At 71.5% G+C, this 18,113-nt stretch carries 12 protein-coding genes; 8 read left to right on the top strand and 4 right to left on the bottom strand.

From position 1 onward, the window contains the following. Nucleotides 1–36 precede the first annotated feature (36 nt). The 8 genes from ndk to AC07FN_RS00855 all read left to right on the top strand — a co-directional run bounded on the left by ndk (nucleotide 37) and on the right by AC07FN_RS00855 (nucleotide 10,721). Nucleotides 37–447, top strand: a complete 411-nt coding sequence (gene ndk, locus AC07FN_RS00820) for a nucleoside-diphosphate kinase (protein ID WP_101376463.1) — start codon at nucleotides 37–39, stop codon at nucleotides 445–447. 5 nt (nucleotides 448–452) lie between these two features. Continuing rightward, a complete protein-coding gene (locus AC07FN_RS00825; RefSeq protein WP_478393736.1) occupies nucleotides 453–986 on the top strand; it encodes a GNAT family N-acetyltransferase in 534 nt (177 codons plus the stop codon). Nucleotides 987–1,331: 345 nt separating this feature from the next. Continuing rightward, nucleotides 1,332–3,296, top strand: coding sequence for a TIGR03960 family B12-binding radical SAM protein (locus tag AC07FN_RS00830; protein WP_478393737.1), 1,965 nt, complete (start codon nucleotides 1,332–1,334; stop codon nucleotides 3,294–3,296). 264 nt (nucleotides 3,297–3,560) lie between these two features. Next, nucleotides 3,561–4,355: a TIGR03936 family radical SAM-associated protein gene (locus AC07FN_RS00835; protein ID WP_478393738.1), complete on the top strand. Its 795-nt coding sequence runs from the start codon at nucleotides 3,561–3,563 to the stop codon at nucleotides 4,353–4,355. A 166-nt stretch (nucleotides 4,356–4,521) separates the two neighbouring features. After that, on the top strand, nucleotides 4,522–7,536 hold the full coding sequence (locus tag AC07FN_RS00840; protein ID WP_478393739.1) for a translation initiation factor IF-2 N-terminal domain-containing protein: 3,015 nt from the start codon (nucleotides 4,522–4,524) through the stop codon (nucleotides 7,534–7,536). 94 nt (nucleotides 7,537–7,630) lie between these two features. Continuing rightward, nucleotides 7,631–8,539, top strand: a complete 909-nt coding sequence (locus AC07FN_RS00845) for a hypothetical protein (protein WP_478393740.1) — start codon at nucleotides 7,631–7,633, stop codon at nucleotides 8,537–8,539. A gap of 45 nt (nucleotides 8,540–8,584) precedes the next feature. Next, nucleotides 8,585–9,193, top strand: coding sequence for a TetR/AcrR family transcriptional regulator (locus AC07FN_RS00850; RefSeq protein ID WP_478393741.1), 609 nt, complete (start codon nucleotides 8,585–8,587; stop codon nucleotides 9,191–9,193). Between the two features lie 22 nt (nucleotides 9,194–9,215). Further along, nucleotides 9,216–10,721 carry a carboxylesterase/lipase family protein gene (locus AC07FN_RS00855; protein ID WP_478393742.1) on the top strand — a complete coding sequence of 502 codons (1,506 nt, stop codon included), beginning with the start codon at nucleotides 9,216–9,218 and terminating at the stop codon, nucleotides 10,719–10,721. 16 nt (nucleotides 10,722–10,737) lie between these two features. Here AC07FN_RS00855 and AC07FN_RS00860 read toward each other — a convergent pair whose 3' ends face one another. From AC07FN_RS00860 to AC07FN_RS00875, 4 genes are all read right to left on the bottom strand, one after another. After that, nucleotides 10,738–11,490, bottom strand: coding sequence for a helix-turn-helix domain-containing protein (locus tag AC07FN_RS00860; protein ID WP_478393743.1), 753 nt, complete (start codon nucleotides 11,488–11,490; stop codon nucleotides 10,738–10,740). Nucleotides 11,491–11,581: 91 nt separating this feature from the next. Continuing rightward, the gene (locus tag AC07FN_RS00865) at nucleotides 11,582–14,893 is read right to left on the bottom strand and encodes an arabinosyltransferase domain-containing protein (protein ID WP_478393874.1); all 3,312 of its coding nucleotides are present in this window, start codon (nucleotides 14,891–14,893) and stop codon (nucleotides 11,582–11,584) included. A 164-nt stretch (nucleotides 14,894–15,057) separates the two neighbouring features. Then, nucleotides 15,058–16,035 carry a glycosyltransferase family 2 protein gene (locus AC07FN_RS00870; protein WP_452612088.1) on the bottom strand — a complete coding sequence of 326 codons (978 nt, stop codon included), beginning with the start codon at nucleotides 16,033–16,035 and terminating at the stop codon, nucleotides 15,058–15,060. Further along, a complete protein-coding gene (locus AC07FN_RS00875; protein ID WP_478393744.1) occupies nucleotides 16,032–17,732 on the bottom strand; it encodes a hypothetical protein in 1,701 nt (566 codons plus the stop codon). Before AC07FN_RS00875 ends, AC07FN_RS00870 begins: the two co-directional genes overlap by 4 nt. Nucleotides 17,733–18,113 lie beyond the last annotated feature (381 nt).

The following is an 18,113-nucleotide window of genomic DNA, read 5'->3' on the forward strand; positions in this document are numbered from 1 at the left end:
GCACCCGGCACCACCGGAAATGAAGGAGAAGCAACCGTGAGCGAGCGCACCCTGGTCCTGGTCAAGCCCGACGGCGTCGAGCGCGGCCTGGTCGGCGAGGTGATCAGCCGCATCGAGCGCAAGGGCCTGAAGCTGGTCGCGCTGGAGCTGAAGAACGTCGACCGCCAGCTCGCCGAGCAGCACTACGCCGAGCACGACGGCAAGCCGTTCTTCGGCAGCCTGATCGAGTTCATCACCTCCGGCCCGGTCGTGGCCGCGTGCGTCGAGGGCCCGCGCGCGATCTCGGCGTTCCGCCAGCTGGCCGGTGGCACCGACCCGGTCGACAAGGCCGCGCCGGGCAGCATCCGCGGCGACTTCGGCCTGGAGGTCCAGTACAACCTCGTGCACGGCTCCGACTCGGTCGAGTCCGCCGAGCGCGAGCTCAAGCTGTGGTTCCCGGAGATCTGAGCGCCGTGACCGTAACCCGCGTCGAAGTGACCGGGCCGCACCGGGTCGAGGCCTCGCACCCGGGCCTGGTGGACGGGCTCGCCGGCCTGTGGGAGCGGGTCACCGCCGCAGGCGGCGCGGTCGGCTTCAGCCCGACCGACCCGGTCGAGCGGCTGCGCGCGGCGGCCGCCGCGCTGGTCGAGGACGTCCAAGCCGAGCGGGCGCACCTGATCACCATCGGCCGGCAGGACGCGCTGGTCGGGCTCGCGGTGCTGCGGCAGCGCCAGCTGCCGGTGCGCAGGCACACCGGTGAGCTGGCCTGGCTCGCGATCGACCCCGTCCTGCAGCGCCAGGGCTGGGGCAAGCGGCTGCTCGACGCCGTGCTGGTGCAGGCGCGGGCGATCGGCCTGGAGAAGCTGGACCTGGTCACCCGCAGCGGGCACGACCTGGAGCGCTTCTACGAGGCCAACGGCTGGGTCGAGCGCGGCCGCTGGCCGGGCGCGGTGCGGGTCGCCGCCGGCGACGACCGCGACGAAATCTGGTTCACCCGCGACGTCTGAGCACCGGTGTTGCGCGATTTCAGTGGAAATCGGAGGTCCGATTTCCACTGAGCCTTATTTCATCCTGGTCGGCCCGCAGTCGCGGCCCGCAATGCCACACGTCGTAGGTGTCGCATGCGCCGCAGGCGCATAGCCCACCTACGACACCTGCACCGCTGCGGGTTCTCAGAGGCTTCCTGGCGAGGACGGCCCTGGCGCCGTTGGACATACATAAGTCAGGGCACCCACCGTCCAGGGAGCCTCTGAGGTTCCGCCACCCGCACCGCCACGCAAAACGAGGTTGGAAAACCTCAATGAAATCCGCCCCCGGTCTCCTGATTCTGGGCGGACCTCTACCCTGGTCGCGTGCGTGTTGAGTCCGTTTTCGACAGGTTGGAACCGCTGTTGCCGCGCGTCTCCAAACCCGTGCAGTACGTGGGTGGGGAGCTCAACGCGACGGCGAAGGCGTGGGACGACGCCGCCATCCGGTGGTGCCTGATGTACCCCGACGCCTACGAGGTCGGGCTGCCCAACCAGGGCGTGCAGATCCTCTACGAGATCCTCAACGAGCAGCCGGACGTGCTCGCCGAACGCACCTACGCGGTGTGGCCGGACCTCGAGGAGCTGATGCGGGAGCACGACATCCCGCAGTTCACCGTGGACAGCCACCGGCCGGTCGGCGCGTTCGACGTGCTGGGCCTCAGCTTCGCCACCGAACTCGGCTACACCAACATGCTCGGCGCGCTCGACCTCGCGGGCATCCCGCTGCACGCGGTCGATCGCACCGATGACCACCCGATCGTGCTGGCCGGCGGGCACGCGGCGTTCAACCCCGAGCCGATCGCCGACTTCCTGGACGCCGCAGTGCTCGGCGACGGCGAGGAAGCGGTCCTGGAGATCACCGAGGCCATCCGGCGCTGGAAGGCCGAGGGGCGGCCGGGCGGCCGCGAGGAGCTGCTGCTCCGGCTCGCCGAGTCCGGCGGCGTATACGTGCCGCAGTTCTACGACGTCACCTACGGCCCCGACGGCGCGATCTCCGAGGTCGTGCCGAACCGCGACCGGGTGCCGTACCGCGTCTTCAAGCGGACGACCATGGAGCTCGACGACTGGCCGTACCCGAAGAAGCCGCTGGTGCCGCTGGCCGAGAGCGTGCACGAGCGGATGAGCGTGGAGATCTTCCGCGGCTGCACCCGCGGCTGCCGGTTCTGCCAGGCCGGGATGATCACCCGGCCGGTGCGGGAGCGGTCCATCGAGGGCATCGGCGAGATGGTGCAGCGCGGGCTGGAGGCCACCGGTTTCGAAGAGGTCGGCCTGCTGTCGCTGAGCTCGGCCGACCACTCCGAGATCGCCGAGATCACCAAGGGTCTGGCGGACCGCTACGAGGGCACCAACACCGGGCTGTCGCTGCCGTCGACCCGCGTGGACGCCTTCAACATCGACCTGGCCAACGAGCTGTCCCGCAACGGCCGCCGCTCGGGCCTGACGTTCGCCCCGGAGGGCGGCAGCGAGCGGATCCGGCGGGTGATCAACAAGATGGTGTCGGAGGAGGACCTGATCCGCACCGTCTCCGCCGCGTTCGCCAACGGCTGGCGGCAGGTCAAGCTGTACTTCATGTGCGGGCTGCCGACCGAGACCGACGAGGACGTGCTGCAGATCGCCGAGATGGCCAAGCAGGTCATCCGGGCCGGCCGGGAGGTGTCGGGCCGCAAGGACATCCGCTGCACGATCTCGATCGGCGGTTTCGTGCCGAAGCCGCACACCCCGTTCCAGTGGGCGTCGCAGTGCGATCCGGACACCATCGACGAGCGGCTGCGCAAGCTGCGCCAGGAGATCAACACCGACCGCAGCCTGGGCCGCAACATCGGCATGCGCTACCACGACGGCAAGCCGACGATGGTCGAGGGACTGCTGTCGCGCGGTGACCGCCGGATCGGCCGGGTCATCGAGCGGGTGTGGCGCGAGGGCGGCCGGTTCGACGGCTGGAACGAGTACTTCTCGTTCGAGCGCTGGATGTCCTGCGCCGCCGCCGAGCTCGAACCGCTGGGCGTGGACGTGCACTGGTTCACCACCCGCGAGCGCGGCGAGACCGAAGTGCTGCCGTGGGACCACCTCGACTCCGGGCTCGACAAGGAGTGGTTGTGGGCCGACTGGCAGGACGCGCTGGACGCCCGCGAGCAGGACGACTGCCGGTGGACGCCGTGCTTCGACTGCGGCGTGTGCCCGACGATGGGCACCGACATCGAGGTCGGTCCGACCGGGCGGAAGTTGCTGCCGATCTCTCCGGTCGGGCAGGGTTCCCCGGTTCGCAACCCGGCCCTCAACGGCGGCTGATCCCCGCATCGTCCCTGGTCAAGGGGCTCTGATTCGGGGTGTGCGAGGTTCCGGCCGGAACCTCGCACACCCAGGCGGAGCGCTCGGTGCCGGGGTGGTGGCCGGGGTACGGTCCTTCGAAATATGAGCCGCAGGTGTTGTCACACGGCGGTTGAGCACGCAAGCATCGACATCGGAGCGGTCGACGAGGACCGCCGATGACGATCATTGGTCGGGGAGGGCATCCTGAGTCGGCGAGATCACCCCAATCCCTCGGCGCCACCGGTGCAGAAGCTGCGCCTGCGTTACGCCAAACGGGGACGGCTGCGCTTCACCTCGCACCGCGACGTGGCGCGCACCTTCGAACGCGCGCTGCGGAGGGCTGGGGTACCGATGGCGTATTCCCAGGGCTTCAGCCCGCACCCGAAGGTGTCCTGGGCCGGTGCGGTGCCCACCGGCGTGTCCAGCGTGGCCGAGTACGTCGAGCTCCAGCTCGTCGAGCGGCTCGACCCGGCGACGCTGTCCGCCGAGCTCAACGCCGCGCTGCCGGACGGGATCGACGTGCTCGACGCGGTCGAGGCCGAGCCGGGGCCGCTCGCGGACCGGCTGCAGGTGAGCCGGTGGCGGATCGATCTCCCCGGCACGGACGTCGCCGAGCTGCGCGACGCCGCAACGGCGCTGATGGCGGCCGACACCGCGCTGGTGGAGCGGATGACCAAGGATGGCCGCCGCACCATCGACGCGCGGGCCGCGTTGGTCAGCGCGGAGGTGCAGGACGGCCGACAGGTCGTCGCGGAGAGTGATCAAAATTCCGCGTCGACCGCCCAGGTGGACGATTGGCCGAAGGCATCTGAACCGTATGGGATACTTGTAACGGTCGTGCGGCAGACAACACCGGTCGTACGACCCGACGACGTACTGAGCGCCCTGCGTGTCGTCGCCGGTCTGGCACCGTCGGCCGTCGCGAGAGCGACCCGGCTGGAGCAGGGTCGGCTCGACGACGGGGGAGGGATTGTCGACCCGTTGGCCCGGGCCTCAGGCGGCGGCCGGATTCCGGCGGGAGAGCCCGCGGCGGGGTGACGGGCGGCGCGGACGTCGTCGACCCGCCGTGTGACTTCCCGGCCTGAAGGCTCGGGGCGGAGGGAACACCAGAATTGCCGTCGCCTGCGGGCGGCGGAGACCGAAGATCGCACATGCCTCTGTGCGGCCGCGTCCACCAGGACGCGCCCGGGGGCGGAGGAGCTGGATGTTGAACATGGATACGCCCGCTGGAAGCGCCAGCGGGCAATCGCCCACACCCACCCGAGACGAGCAGGGCACGATCGAGCTGCCCGCCAAGCTCCGGGTGCACGCACTGGCCAAGCTGCTGGGCGCCAGCAGCCGGGAGATCATCACGACGCTGGAATCGATCGGCGAATCGGTTCGCAGCGCCCAGTCGAACATCACCCGAGACGTCGCCCTGCAGGTGGTGCAGGCCCTGCACCCCGAGATGGTGGCGGAGTCGGAGAGCGCGGCCGGGCCGGAGCAGACCGAGCCGGAACCCCAGGCCGAGGCCCAGGCGGAAGCCGCAGCCCAGGCCGAGCCGGAGCCGGTAGCCGAGGCCAAGCCCGCGGTCGAGGCGCAGGCCGCAGCTGAGGCGCAGGCCGCTGTCGAGCCCGCGGTGCCGGCGGCGGACTTCGCGTCCGCCGGTGCCGAGACCCCCGCAGGCACGCCCGCGGCACCGGGGCTGACGCCCCTGTTCGCCGCGCCGGCGCCGGAGGCGATGTTCCTCGCACCCCAGCCCGAGGCGCGGCAGGTGCCGAAGCCCGAGCCGGAGCCGGTGGAGGCGAGCCAGGAGCCCGAGGCCGAGCAGCCCGTCGAGACCGCCGCCGAGACCGCCGCCGAGACCGACGACGAGAGCGAGCCCGCTGGTCGCCGCCGTCGTCGTCGCGGCCGCCGGGGCCGTGGCCGTGGTCGCGGTGCCGAGTTCGAGTCGGGCGAGGAGGAGACCGACACCGCCGAGGAGACCGCCGCCGAGGCCGCCGAACCGGCTGCGGAGGAAGCCGCCGAGGAGCAGTCGGCCGAGGCTGAGGGCTCGGGTGACTCCAACCGCCGTCGCCGTCGTCGCCGTCGCCGCAAGGGCTCCTCGGACGACGAGAGCAGCGCCCGCGAGGACGACCCGCCGAACACCGTCGTGCACGTGCGCGAGCCGGCGGCCGCGGAGACCCGCCAGGACAGCAGCGACGACGAGGTGCGCGCGGTCAAGGGCTCGACGCGCCTGGAGGCCAAGCGGCAGCGCCGCCGGGACGGCCGCGAGGCCGGTCGCCGCCGGGCCCCGGTGCTCTCCGAGGCCGAGTTCCTGGCCCGCCGCGAGTCGGTGGACCGCAAGATGGTCGTCCGGCAGAACGGCGACCAGACGCAGATCGCGGTGCTTGAGGACAACGTCCTCGTCGAGAACTTCGTGACCTCGTCGGGCTCCGGCTCGCTGGTCGGCAACGTCTACCTCGGGCGCGTGCAGAACGTGCTGCCCAGCATGGAGGCGGCGTTCGTCGACATCGGCCGCGGCCGCAACGCAGTGCTCTACGCCGGTGAGGTGGACTGGGACGCCGCCGGGCTGGCCGGCAAGGCCCGCCGCATCGAGCAGGCCCTGCAGACCGGTGACAGCGTCCTGGTGCAGGTCACCAAGGACCCGGTCGGCCACAAGGGCGCGCGCCTGACCACCCAGATCAGCCTGCCCGGCCGATTCCTGGTGTACGTGCCGGGCGGCGGCGCGACCGGCATCAGCCGCAAGCTGCCGGACATCGAGCGCAAGCGGCTCAAGGAGATCCTCAAGCGGATCGTGCCGGACAACGCCGGGGTGATCATCCGCACCGCGTCCGAGGGCACCAGCGAAGAGGCGCTGGACCGCGACGTGCGGCGCCTGCAGGCGCAGTGGGAGGTCATCAAGGAGAAGGCCGAGACGCCGGGCGCGCAGGCCCCGCAGCTGCTCTACGAGGAGCCGGACCTGCTGATCAAGGTCGTCCGCGACCTGTTCACCGAGGACTTCTCGGCCATGACGGTCCAGGGCACCGACGCCTGGGACACCATCGAGGCCTACGTCAAGCACGTCGCGCCGGACCTGGCGCAGCGGCTGTCCAAGCACGTCGGCAAGAACGACGTGTTCACCGAGCAGCGGATCAACGAGCAGATCGCCAAGGCCCTGGACCGCAAGGTCTGGCTGCCCTCCGGCGGCTACCTGGTGATCGACCGCACCGAAGCCATGACGGTGATCGACGTCAACACCGGCAAGTTCACCGGCTCCGGGGGCAACTTGGAGGAGACGGTCACCCGCAACAACCTGGAGGCGGCCGAGGAGATCGTCCGGCAGCTCCGGTTGCGCGACATCGGCGGCATCATCGTCATCGACTTCATCGACATGGTGCTGGAGTCGAACCGCGACCTGGTGCTGCGCCGCCTCACCGAGTGCCTGGGCCGGGACCGCACCCGCCACCAGGTCGCCGAGGTGACCTCGCTGGGCCTGGTGCAGATGACCCGCAAGCGGGTCGGTACCGGCCTGCTGGAGGCCTACAGCAGCACCTGCGAGCACTGCCGCGGCCGCGGCCTGGTCGTCTCGACCGAGCCGGTCACGCACCCGAACGGGCAGACGGGCGGCAACAACGGTGCCCGGCGGAAGCAGCGGGGCAAGCAGCACGAGCACGAGCAGCCCGCCCAGCAGGAGACGCGCACCGAGGCCAAGGCCGGGGCACCCAAGGCCGAAGAGCCGAAGGCCGAGGCGGCCAAGGTTGAGGCACCGAAGGCCGAAGAGCCCAAGGTCGAGGCGCCCAAGGTTGAAGAGGCCAAGGTTGAAGAGCCCAAGGTCGAGCGGGCCAAGGCCGAGGAGCCGAAGGCGGAGGCCGCCAAGGTCGAAAAGACCAAGCCGGAGCCCGTCAAGAGCGAGCCCGTCGAGGCCGTGAAGGCCGAGCCGGAGCCGGCGGCGAAGGCCGAGCCGGAGGCGCCGAAGCCGGAGCCCGTCGTCGAGCCGAAGGCGGAGGCGGCGAAGCCGGTCGTCGAGCCGAAGGCGGTCGAGCCCGAGGCGGAGCCGGCCGCGGCGAACGGTCGCCCGCGGCGCAAGGCGACGCGGGCCGCCGGCAGCGCCGGCGCGGCGGTGACGCCGCTGGTGGTCAGCAAGTCGGCCGAGCCGCAGGAGGCCGCCCAGAACGGCCTGCCGAGCGTCGCTCCGGCCGCTCCGGTGCGGCGGGTTCGCCGGTCCGCGTCCCGTCCGGCGGGGCCGCCGGTGGAGTAGGCCCCGTCCGGGGCTGCCACCGAGAGCAGAGCAGATTCGCCAGAATGGCCGATTCGTTCAAGAACGGATCGGCCATTCTTCTTATCTTCGGTGCATGATTCGATGCACCGAAGAGCGCGTGGCCGCCGTCGAGCGGTTCGTCTGGCTGACCGCGCGCGTGCTGGAACAACGCCGTTTCGAGTTCTTGTTCGCCGGAGGCGGCGCCGACGGGGTGCTGGCCGCGCTCGACGCCTACCGCTGCGCGGACGGCGGCTACGGCTACGCCTTGGAGCCCGACTCGCGCGGCCCGCTCAGCCAGCCGCTGCAGACCTTCACGGCGCTGGTGATCCTCGACGAGGTCGGGGCCTGCGACGGGGCCGCGGTGGCGCGGATCTGCGACTACTTGGTGTCGATCACGCGCCCGGACGGCGGCGTGCCTGGAGGTGACACGCGGCTGCGGGACTACCCGCACGCGCCGTGGATTCCGATCGTCGAGGAGCCCGAGGGGAACCTGCTCTCCACCGGCCTGCTCGCGGCCCTGCTGCACAAGAACCGGATCGTCCACCCGTGGCTGGCCGGGGCCACCGAGTTCTGCTGGCGGCGGATCGAGGAGCTGACCGAGAGCCACCCCTACGAGGTGCAGGCCGCGGTGTCGTTCCTCGACCACGTGCCGGATCGCGATCGGGCACGTGCCGCGGCCGGGAAGCTCGGCGAGCTCGTGCGGGAGAAGGGGTTCGTGCTGCTCGACCCGCAGCATCCCGAACGGGCTCAGGTGCCTCCCGGCTACGCGCCCGGCGAGCTGCACTGCGCCTGGGACTACGCGCCGGAGCCGACGAGCCTGGCGCGTTCGTGGTTCTCCGACGACGAGATGGCCCGCGGGCTCGACCACCTCGCGGCCTTGCAGGAGGACGATGGCGGCTGGCCGATCCGCTGGCGCGCGTGGGCGCCCGGCACCCGCCTGGAGGGGCGGCCGCGGGTGACCATCGATGCCCTGCGCATCCTCCGCGCCTACGACCAGGTCTGATCCGCGGCGCTCCCGGCTCTTGCTCGTCTGTGCTAACTTTTGCTCATGCGAGCAAATTCCGGCTCAGGTGAGCAAGGACGGTCGTTCACCGAGCGGGGCCGGCGGGCGCAGATCGTCGAGGCCGCCATCGACACGATCGTCGAGCTCGGCTACTCGCGCGCGTCGTTCGGGCAGATCGCCAAGCGGGCCGGGCTGAGCAGCACGGGGATGATCTCCTACCACTTCCGGAACAAGGCCGAGCTGATGCAGCAGGTGGTCACCGAGGTCTACGCGGTGGCCGAGGAGCTGGTGGGGGAGCGCATCGAGGCGGCGAGCACGGCGCGCGACCGGCTCCGGGCGTTCATCGAGTCCAGTGTGGACTTCTACCGCGCGCACCACCGGAAGATCCGGGCGCTCACCGAGATCTTCCTGAACGAGCGCGGCGACGACGCGGCGCTGCCGCACCGGCGGGAACTCGAAGGCTTGCGGGAAATGCTCCGCGCCGGCCAGCTGGCGGGCGAGTTCCGGGACTTCGACCCGCACGTGATGGCGGTGGCGCTGCGCCACGCGCTGGACGGCGTCGCACTGCGCCTCGGGGTGGAACCCGGCGCCGACGCCGACCGCTACGCCTGCGAGCTCGCGACCATGTTCGACCTGGCCACCCGCTCCGGGTGAGCCGGCAACGCACGGAGGTGCCGTGGAAGACATCGTGGAGCTGGACTCGGGTCGCGTGCGCGGCCTGACCTTCGAAGAGCACCGGCTCTTCCAGGGGATTCCCTACGCCGCGCCGCCGGTCGGCGAGCTGCGCTGGAGCTCGCCGCAGCCCGTCGAGCCGTGGCCGGACGTGCGGGACGCGACCGCGCCGGGAAATCCGTGCCCGCAGCTCCCGCAGGACTTCGCCGACATCGCGAGCCTGGACGAGGACTGCCTGTTCCTGAACGTGACCGCGCCCCGCAGCGGCGGCCGCAAGCCGGTGATGGTGTGGCTGCACGGCGGCGGCGGGGCCAACGGCGCGGGCGCGATCTTCGACGCGCGCCGGCTCGCCACCGCCGAGGACGTCGTCGTGGTCACGCCGAATTCGCGGCTGGGCATCTTCGGCAACTTCGGCTACCCGGGCCTGGCGGGAGGCGGTGGTTTCGGCCTCGAAGATCAGCAGGCGGTGCTGCGCTGGGTGCAGCGCAACATCGGCGAGTTCGGCGGAGACCCGGGCAACGTGACGCTGTTCGGCGAGTCCTACGGCGGGCTCAACGTCAGCGCGCACCTGGTAGCGCCCGGCTCGGCGGGGCTGTTCCACCGGGCGATCGTGCAGAGCGGCTTCGCGCTGCTGCAGGCCCCGGCCAACGGCTGGGCGCCGGGCTCGCCGGACTTGCCGACGATGTGGATGTCCACAGTGGAACTGGAAGCCCTGGCCGAGCACCTGGCCGGCGAGCTCGGCTGGGTGCGGCCCGGGCAGGGCCCGGCGATCGAGCAGCTGCGCCGCGTTCCGGTCGAGCAGCTCGTCAAGGTGTCGTCGGTGTTCAGCAGGCCGGCGTTCGGCGGTTCGGTGCTGCCGGAATCCCCGGCGCAGGCGCTGCCCGCCGGGCGGTTCCACCGGGTCCCGGTCCTCACCGGCGGAACCCGGGATGAGGCCCGGCTGTTCACGGCGCTGTTCTGGGACGCTGCAGGTCAGCCGATCACGGCCGACGGCTACGACAAGCTGCTCGCCGAGGCCTTCGACGCAGCGGCGGACGACGTCGCGCAGCAGTACCCCGCCGGGACGTACCCGACGCCGAGCGTGGCGTGGGCTGACGTGGTCGGCGACTGCGCCTGGGCACGCTCGGTGTGGGACTTCGCGCACGCCCTGAGTCCGGACACCGCCACTTACGTTTACGAGTTCGCAGACCGCGACGCGCCGCCGATCGTGCCGTTCCCGTCTGGATTCCCGCCGGGCGCCCACCACTCCGCCGAGGTGCCCTACCAGTTCGACCTCGGCGAGCCGGCGCCGCTGAACGACGCGCAGCGGCGGCTGGCGGCGACGATGAACCGCTACTGGGCGAACTTCGCGCGCAGCGGCGACCCCAACGGGCCGGACCTGCCCGGCTGGCAGCGGTTCTCGGCCGCCGAGCCGAGGGTGCAGTCTTTGCACCCGGACCAGGTCGCCGGGACCGACTTCGCCGCCGAGCACCGCTTGGAGTTCTGGAGGGCTCTGGCCGAACGAGGCTGATCGTCCCGTGCCGTGTCTACTTTCGGCTGCTGTAGGGGCTGTTCTGGACGTCGTGGTGTGAGGTGAAATACCGACCCGGGGTCACGCCGGCCAGGCGGCGGAACTCGCGCGTGAGGTGTGCCTGGTCGGCGTAGCCGGTGGCGTGGGCGAGCTCCGCGAGCCCGCCAGGGCCGGTGCCGCGCCGCGTCGCCCGCTGGAAGCGGAGCACCGCGGCGAGGGCCTGCGGGCTGTAGCCGACGGCTGCGGTGACGCGTCGCCGCAGCTGGCGCTCGGACAACCCGAGGGCGTCGGCGAGCGCCGGAACCGTGAGCGGGGCGGGGGAATCCAGAGCCGCGACGACGGCCGCGAGCGCCGGATCGGGCCGGTACTCCGACAACCGGGAGCAGGCGAACTCCTGGAGAATCCGTCCCGCCTGCTCCGGCGCTTCGCTGATCCTGTCCACTGTGTACCGGATCGAGGCGCCCCAGCAGTCCAGTCCGTCGACCTGCAGATCGCGCAGCTCGGTGGCCGGAATGTCGCCCAGCAGCAGCCGGGCGGATCCGGGCCTGGCCCGGATCCCGGTGATGCGGCTCCCCGGTGGCAGCTCCGCGAGCCGGGCGGAGGTGTCCGGCCCGGCCACGTCGAGGCGATCGCCCATCCAGATCAGGTCCACGCAGCCGTCCGGGACCACGCGCTGCACGTGGCAGTCCGCGTCCGCCCCGTGCGTCCACACGCAGGCGATCGCCCCGGTCAGCGCGCCGACCGGCGGCCGCTCCCGATACCGGCTCACGACCCCATGATGCCCACCGACCCCGACACCGGAACGCGAAGGGCCCCGCCGACGACCGGCTCGTTCGGTCGGCGGGGCCCTGCTGCCCGGATCAGTCCTGCTTGTCGTCGAACGTCGGGATGTCCGTGCGGTCGTCGGAGCTGGGCATGTCGCCCGGCAGATCCAGGGCCTGCGTCAGCGGGCCCGGCGACCAGGTGCCCCAGTGGGTCTCCGAATGCACCTCGATCGCCGCCTGCGCGGGCAGCGCATCCGCGTCGTACGGGTGCACCACGTACAGCGAACCCCAGTCCTGCTGCGGATCGTTGCGCAGGTAGGTCGGCAGCTCGCGGACGCTGGACGCGATCGTCAGCCAGCCGAACGGCCCGCCGGCATCCGGCGACGACCAGCCCTCGCCGACGTCCCGGACCTCCTCGCCGGCCGACACCCGGAACTGCGGCATCTCCGCGATCCCGTTGTACAGACCGGAAATCCGCAGGCACGGGTGCACCAGCGCGGCCGGCCACTCGACGAAGGTCGCGCTGTTGCCGATGACGTCGGTCATGTTCGTCAGCTTCGGCACCCGCGGCGCGGTCACCGCGATCCAGCCCTCCCGGCCCAGCGCCTGGTCGACGGCGATCAGCCGCATCTTCGTCGCGCCCTCGGCCTCGGCGCCGAGCATGTAGCGGTGATCCCGCCACCCGGGCGGCGGGCCCTGCTCCGCGGTGTATCGGCCGGTGATCTCGAAGCCCCGATCGGTGTCCTTGCCGAATTCGAGGACCACGAAGTTCGCGCCGGTCTCCGCGCCCGCCAGGCTCACCGCCACCGGCACCTCGCCGTTGCGGGCCGAATCCGGGATGTCGTACCAGGGCGTGCGCAGCTCGCCGGTGTTGGTGCCGGCCTCGTCGAAGCTGCCCCACGCCGGCGCGTTGTCGCCGCCGAACTGGTGCGGCGGCTTCCAGCTCGGCGCATCCGAGTCGACGCCGTCGCTGGCGGGCACGCCGGGCCGGGTGAAGCCCACCTGCTTGGGCTGCAGGTACTGCTCGGCGGTTTCCCGGCCGGCCAGGCGGCGCGGCGGCACCGGCACCGCCGGGTCCCGGGTCGGCGCGACCACCGAGGGCTGGTCGGGCGCCACCGGCAGGACGCTGGCCTGCGGATCGGTCTCGACCCCGATGTAGTCCGACAACCCGCAGCTGTCGCCGGTGAGCTGCTTGACGTTGTCCGTGGACAGGCTGTAGCTGTCGCCGCGCTCCTGGATGGCCTTGCCGAACGCGGCGAGCTCGCCGAACACCATCAGCGCGCAGACCAGCGACAACGGTGCGGTGCCCAGCCGCAGGGCGCGGCTGCGCTTCTCCGGGCTGTCCCAGCGCTCGTCGACGATCTTCGGGTTGTTCTCGTCGATGCGCAGGTGCTCGATCAGCGCGATCACGCCCGCTATCGCGGCGAACACCAGGAACAGCGTGCTGAAGTTGTGCCCGTTGATCGACGGCGGCTTGTCGAACCACGGAACGCCCCAGCCCGAGACGTACCACCATGCGTTCGGCCCGGTGGCGGCGAACGCCAGGATCACCATCAGACCGGCGACGAAGGCGGCCCGGTTGCGGCGGGAGCGCAGCACGGTGGTGCTGGTGGCCAGCGCGGTCAGCGCCGCCAGGGCACCGCCGAAGGCGGCGAAGATGCCGAAGTGGTGGGTGTGCTTGGTGGGGGTCAGGGCGAGCACCGCGAAGCACATCGCGGTGATCGCGAGCAGCCGCCGGCTCGGGCCGAGCCCGGCACCGCGGATGCGGCCGCGCCGCAGCAGCACCACGGCGCAGGTGGCCAGGCAGAGGATCACCAGCAGCACCGGGAACCGTCGGGTCAGCGAACCGTCCGGGCTCTGGCTGAACAGCAGGCTGTAGCGGTTGAGCTCCTCGTACCAGCGGCCGTTCGGGCCGAAGGTGGTCTTGAGCTCCATCGCGTCCATGACCGACTGCCAGGTCTGGTCGTAGAACACCAGCGTCAGGATCACGAACCCGGAAGCGGAGATCGGCGCCAGCACCGGCACCCAGCCGAACTCCTGGGCCCGCTTGCGCACCAACCGGTACAGCGGCTTGATCGCGGCGATGTAGGGCAGCACGGCGACGAGGCCGTGCGGGTTGACGCCCACCGACAGGGCGGCGCCGACAAGGCCCAGCGCGGCGGGCATCAGCCGGCCGGTCGACACGGCCCGCTCGACGGCGCACAGCGCCAGCAGCGAGAACAGCACCACGACCGGCTCGGCCCGGAGTCCGTTGTTGTAGGGCAGCCAGAACGCCAGGAACACCGCGGCGGCGGCCCAGCCTGCGGCGTTGCTGCGCCGCACCTGCTGGCCGAGTCTCGGCAGCACCTCACGGCTGATCAGCAACCAGCTGATGATGCCCATCAGCAGCGCGGGCAGCCGCACCCACGGCGTCGCCGTCGAGATCTGCACCCACAGCGCGTAGAACTCGTAGAACCAGCCGAACGGCGACTCGGGGTTGGCGAACCAGCGGTAGTAGTTGCTGACGTACCCGGCGCTCTCGGCCGACCGCACCATGCTCAGCACGTAACCGTCGTCGGACGTCATCGCGCCGATCAGCCACCACAAGCCCAGCGCGCCGAACACCGAGACGTCGCGGAGCGTCGGCTTCCACCAGCGCAGCGGGGCCAGCCGCGGCGCGCGACGGCCGGCGCGCGTGTCCAGCTTCCGCAGGCAGAGCACCGAACCGATGAACGCGGCCACGGTGAGGGCGATCACCACGAGCTTGAGCGGCGTCGCGTAGCTGCTGAACCGGTTGTCGACGCGCGCCTCGAAGGACAGCCCGCGCACGTCGTCCGCGGCGTTGTCCAGCGACGAGTAGATGCCGGTCAGCTGCGGGCGCTGGTCGCCGAGAACGCGCGCCCACGCCTGTCCGTCGATGCTCGCGGTGGTGCCGTCGGCGTCCGCGCGCACGTCGATCGAGCACGCGCCGGCGGGCAGCTGCACCGTGCTGATCTGCCGCCCCTTGGAGAACAGCGCGGCCTGGCCCTCGTCGACCTGCAGCGTCAGCCCGGTCAGCCTGCCGTAGTCCGAGGACGGCGGATTGGTGCTCAGCAGGATCGCCGGCCCCGCGGTGCGCGCGTCCAGGCTGCGCGCGGCGGCGCACGGCACCTTCGCGTCGAGCCACAGCGGCGAATAGGCGACCAACGGGGCGGACACCGATCTGGTGCCTTCAGCGGTTGGCCACCGCAATGTCACCACATCGTGATTGACAGGTAGGAAGGGCACGAGCAACGCCAGCACGGTGCCGACGAGCCCGAGCAGCGAGGCGTACAGCCGAAGTTTTTTCGCCGACCCTGGGTGCACGTGGAGACCATACGGGCGCTGATCGCCCGCACTTGTGCGCACCCCTCGCGCGTCATCCGGACGGCATTTGCATGCCCGCCACACCGGGCGTTCTGCCTGGTCGTAGCGGGTGGGTGTGCTGGGGCGCAATGCAGTGCCGGTTTTGTCCCGGCGACGCGAGACATTCGCTGTCGCTCAGTCCGCCTCTGCGAGCGCCGACGCCGCGCGAAACAATTCGGAAACGAGTCCGCATAGCGACCCGAACACGATCAGGCGGACTGCGCCGGGCTTTCGGTCGTCGTCTGATCGGCGACCAGCACATCCACATCCCGGTCCCGCCCGGTCCGGTGCAGCACCAGTTCCGCGAGCAGGCCCACGGAGATCATCTGCACCGCGAAGATCTCCAGCAGGATGCCCAGCGTCAGCAGCGGGCGGGTGCCGATCGACTGCTCGGTGAACACCCACACCCCGGTCAGGTAGAGCAGGATCAGCGTGCCGATGGTCCCGGCCAGCAGCCCCAGCCCGCCGAAGAGGTGCGCCGGGCGCCGCCCGTAGCGGGTGAGCGCGACGACCGTGAGCAGGTCCAGCGCGCCGCGCACGTACCGTTCGAACCCGTAGTTGGACTTGCCGTGCACCCGCGGCCGGTGGTGCACGGCCAGCTCGCGCACCCGGTAGCCCAGCTGGTGCGCCAGCGCCGGGATGTAGCGGTGCAGCTCCCCGTACAGCGGCACGCGCCGGTAGACCTCGGTGCGCGCGGCCTTCAGCCCGCAGTTGTGGTCCGCGAGCTTCAGGCCGGTGATCAGCCCGGTGACCCAGTTGAACACCTTCGACGGCAGCCGCTTGCCCAGCGGGTCCTGCCGCTGCGCCTTGTGACCGCTGACCAGGTCGGCCCCGTCGTCGAGCTCGTCGAGCAGGCGCGGGATCTCGGCGGGGTCGTCCTGCAGGTCGGCGTCCAGCGTCACCAGCAGCCGCCCGCGGACCTCGGCGACGCCCGCGGCCAGCGCCGCGGCCTTGCCGAAGTTGCGCCGCAACCGGATGCCGCGGAACCGGGGATCCTGCCGGGCCTGCTCGGCGATCACCTGCCAGCTGTCGTCGGTGCTGCCGTCGTCGACGACCAGCAGCTCCCAGCTCCGGGGCTGCTGCTGCATCGCGTCGCGGATCTCGGCGAACAGCCGGGGCAGGTTCTCCCCTTCGTTCTTGGCCGGGGCCAGCAGCGAGACCTCGACTTCCGGTGCGGCTTCCGTCATGACTTGACCTGCGGGCTTTCCGTGAGGGGCCGGATCCACCAGCCGTCGGGGAAGTGGAAGGCGACGCGCACCGGCCCGGGCTGCGCGGGGGCGACCGCCTCGAAGCCCAGGCCGATCTCGATGCCGGGCGTCTGGGCTTCCGCGTCCGAGCGCGGGATGTCGACCACGCCGCCGCCGATGACCGTGCCGGTCTGGTCGAGCACGGCGACGCAGTCGGCCCGCTCGATCCCGGAGATCGCCCAGCCCTTGAGCATCCGGGCCCCGCCCTGGATCTGGTCGGTCTCCACGTTGAGCACCACGTCGCGGCCGTCCGGGCGCGGCTCGCGCAGCGCGCCGTCGCTGGGCGTCCGCCAGTCCGCGGTGCTGCCCCGGTCGCCGATCTCCAGGCCGTCGGGGCAGCCGAGCGTGAACTGGCCGGAGAACGGGTAGTGCCCGAGCGCCTGCAGCCGCGGCAGCAGGCGGTCCGGCTCGGGGAACCGGTCCTCGAACGCGTCGGGGTGGCCGATGCGCGCGGCGATGGCGAGCAGGTCCTGGTTCGGCGCATCGGAGCGCACGCTCTGAGCCATGGGCGCGCCGAGCGCGACGGTGGCCAGCACCGTGCCCGCCACGGCGACGGTGCGGACCTTCGGCCAGCGAGGCCAGGCGACCACGATCACGAGCACCGCGATCCACAGCGCTGCGGTCATGCTGTTGTACCGGCTCTGCAGCCCGGCGGCCTCGCCGAACGCGGCCCGCGAGCCGGAGATCATCACCGCGCAGCCGGCCGCGTAGACCGCCAGCCCCCACCACGGCGCGGCGCTGCGGAACTCCTCGCGGGTCTGCCGGACGTGCAGCACGAGTACGGCCAGGCCAGCCACGCCCGCGATCAGCGCGATCGACGGCTCGGTGCCGGTCCAGGCCATGCCGAGCATGCTCAGCCCGGCGAGCAGCGCCTGCGCCGGATCGTCGGTCGGCGAAGCGCCGCCACCGCCCTGCGGGCCGCGCAGCACCAGCCACGAGGCCACCACGAGGAAGCCGACCACCAGCGGCGTCGCGACCCAGCGACGGCGGTCCCCGCGCAGCCACGCCACCAGCGCCAGCGCCGGCCACACCGCGAACGAGGTGCCGTAGCTGATCGACGCCAGCAGCCCGAACACGATCGCGAGCACCCGGTGTTCGCGCTGCATCGCCAGCAGCGCGGCGAGCACCAGCATCAGCGCGAGGATCCAGGACGCCCCGCTCATCGAGCGCACGTAGTTGTGGATGCCGTGCGGGTTGAACACCAGCGTCGAGGCGGCCGCCACCAGCCCGGCCCGCTGCCACGGGTTCAGCGACTTCGGCAGCATCGCCCACACCAGCAGGACGCTGGCGACCCCGAACGCGATGATCACCAGCCCGAGCGGCTGGTTGAGGCCGTGCCCGAACCGGGCGCTGAGCCAGAACAGCAGGCTGGGCAGCACGAACGGGTGCTCATTGCGGAACCCGAACAGCGCCTCCGGGCGCAACGAGCCGTCGTCGTCGGTGAGGTCGAGCAGGACCCACCAGTAGTCGTAGAAGTGCATCTGCGGGTAGCGCAGCACTTCCCGAAGCATCATCAGCGGCGGGACGATCGCCGACAGGCCGAGCAGCACGGGGCCGAACCGCCGCACCGGGCCTGGAATGGGGGCTTCGGGGGTGGCGCGCTCGCCCGGGTCGGTCTCCGATGCGATGTCAGTCACGCTTTGCTTCCCCAGTTCCGATCAATAGCGCCTCACCGTAGCAAGCGCAGGTCAGAGCCTGGCAGATCAGACGTCGACCGTGGCTGGATTTGACCACGCGGTTCCGCCGGTCGTACGCTGTCGCGGCTCGCTCGTCATCGGCCCTCGTGGCCGGTTCCTCCCGCAGTGCGCCCCCGGTCGATCGGGGTCCGGAAAGCGGTCTGTATGATGGGTGAGAACTTCTCGCCGCCGGACGGGCGGAGAGATAAAACGCCTGTTTCGAATGCGATCGCCCGTGCGGCTCGGCTGCCGAGACAGGAACCCACCGAGGCGCTGCACCGGCGGCGTGGTAGGAATCCTCGTCCCACGCGGTCGAGGTGGACGTCCGCCGCAGACCTGGTG

It is taken from the genome of Saccharopolyspora sp. NPDC045941, from assembly GCF_056431445.1.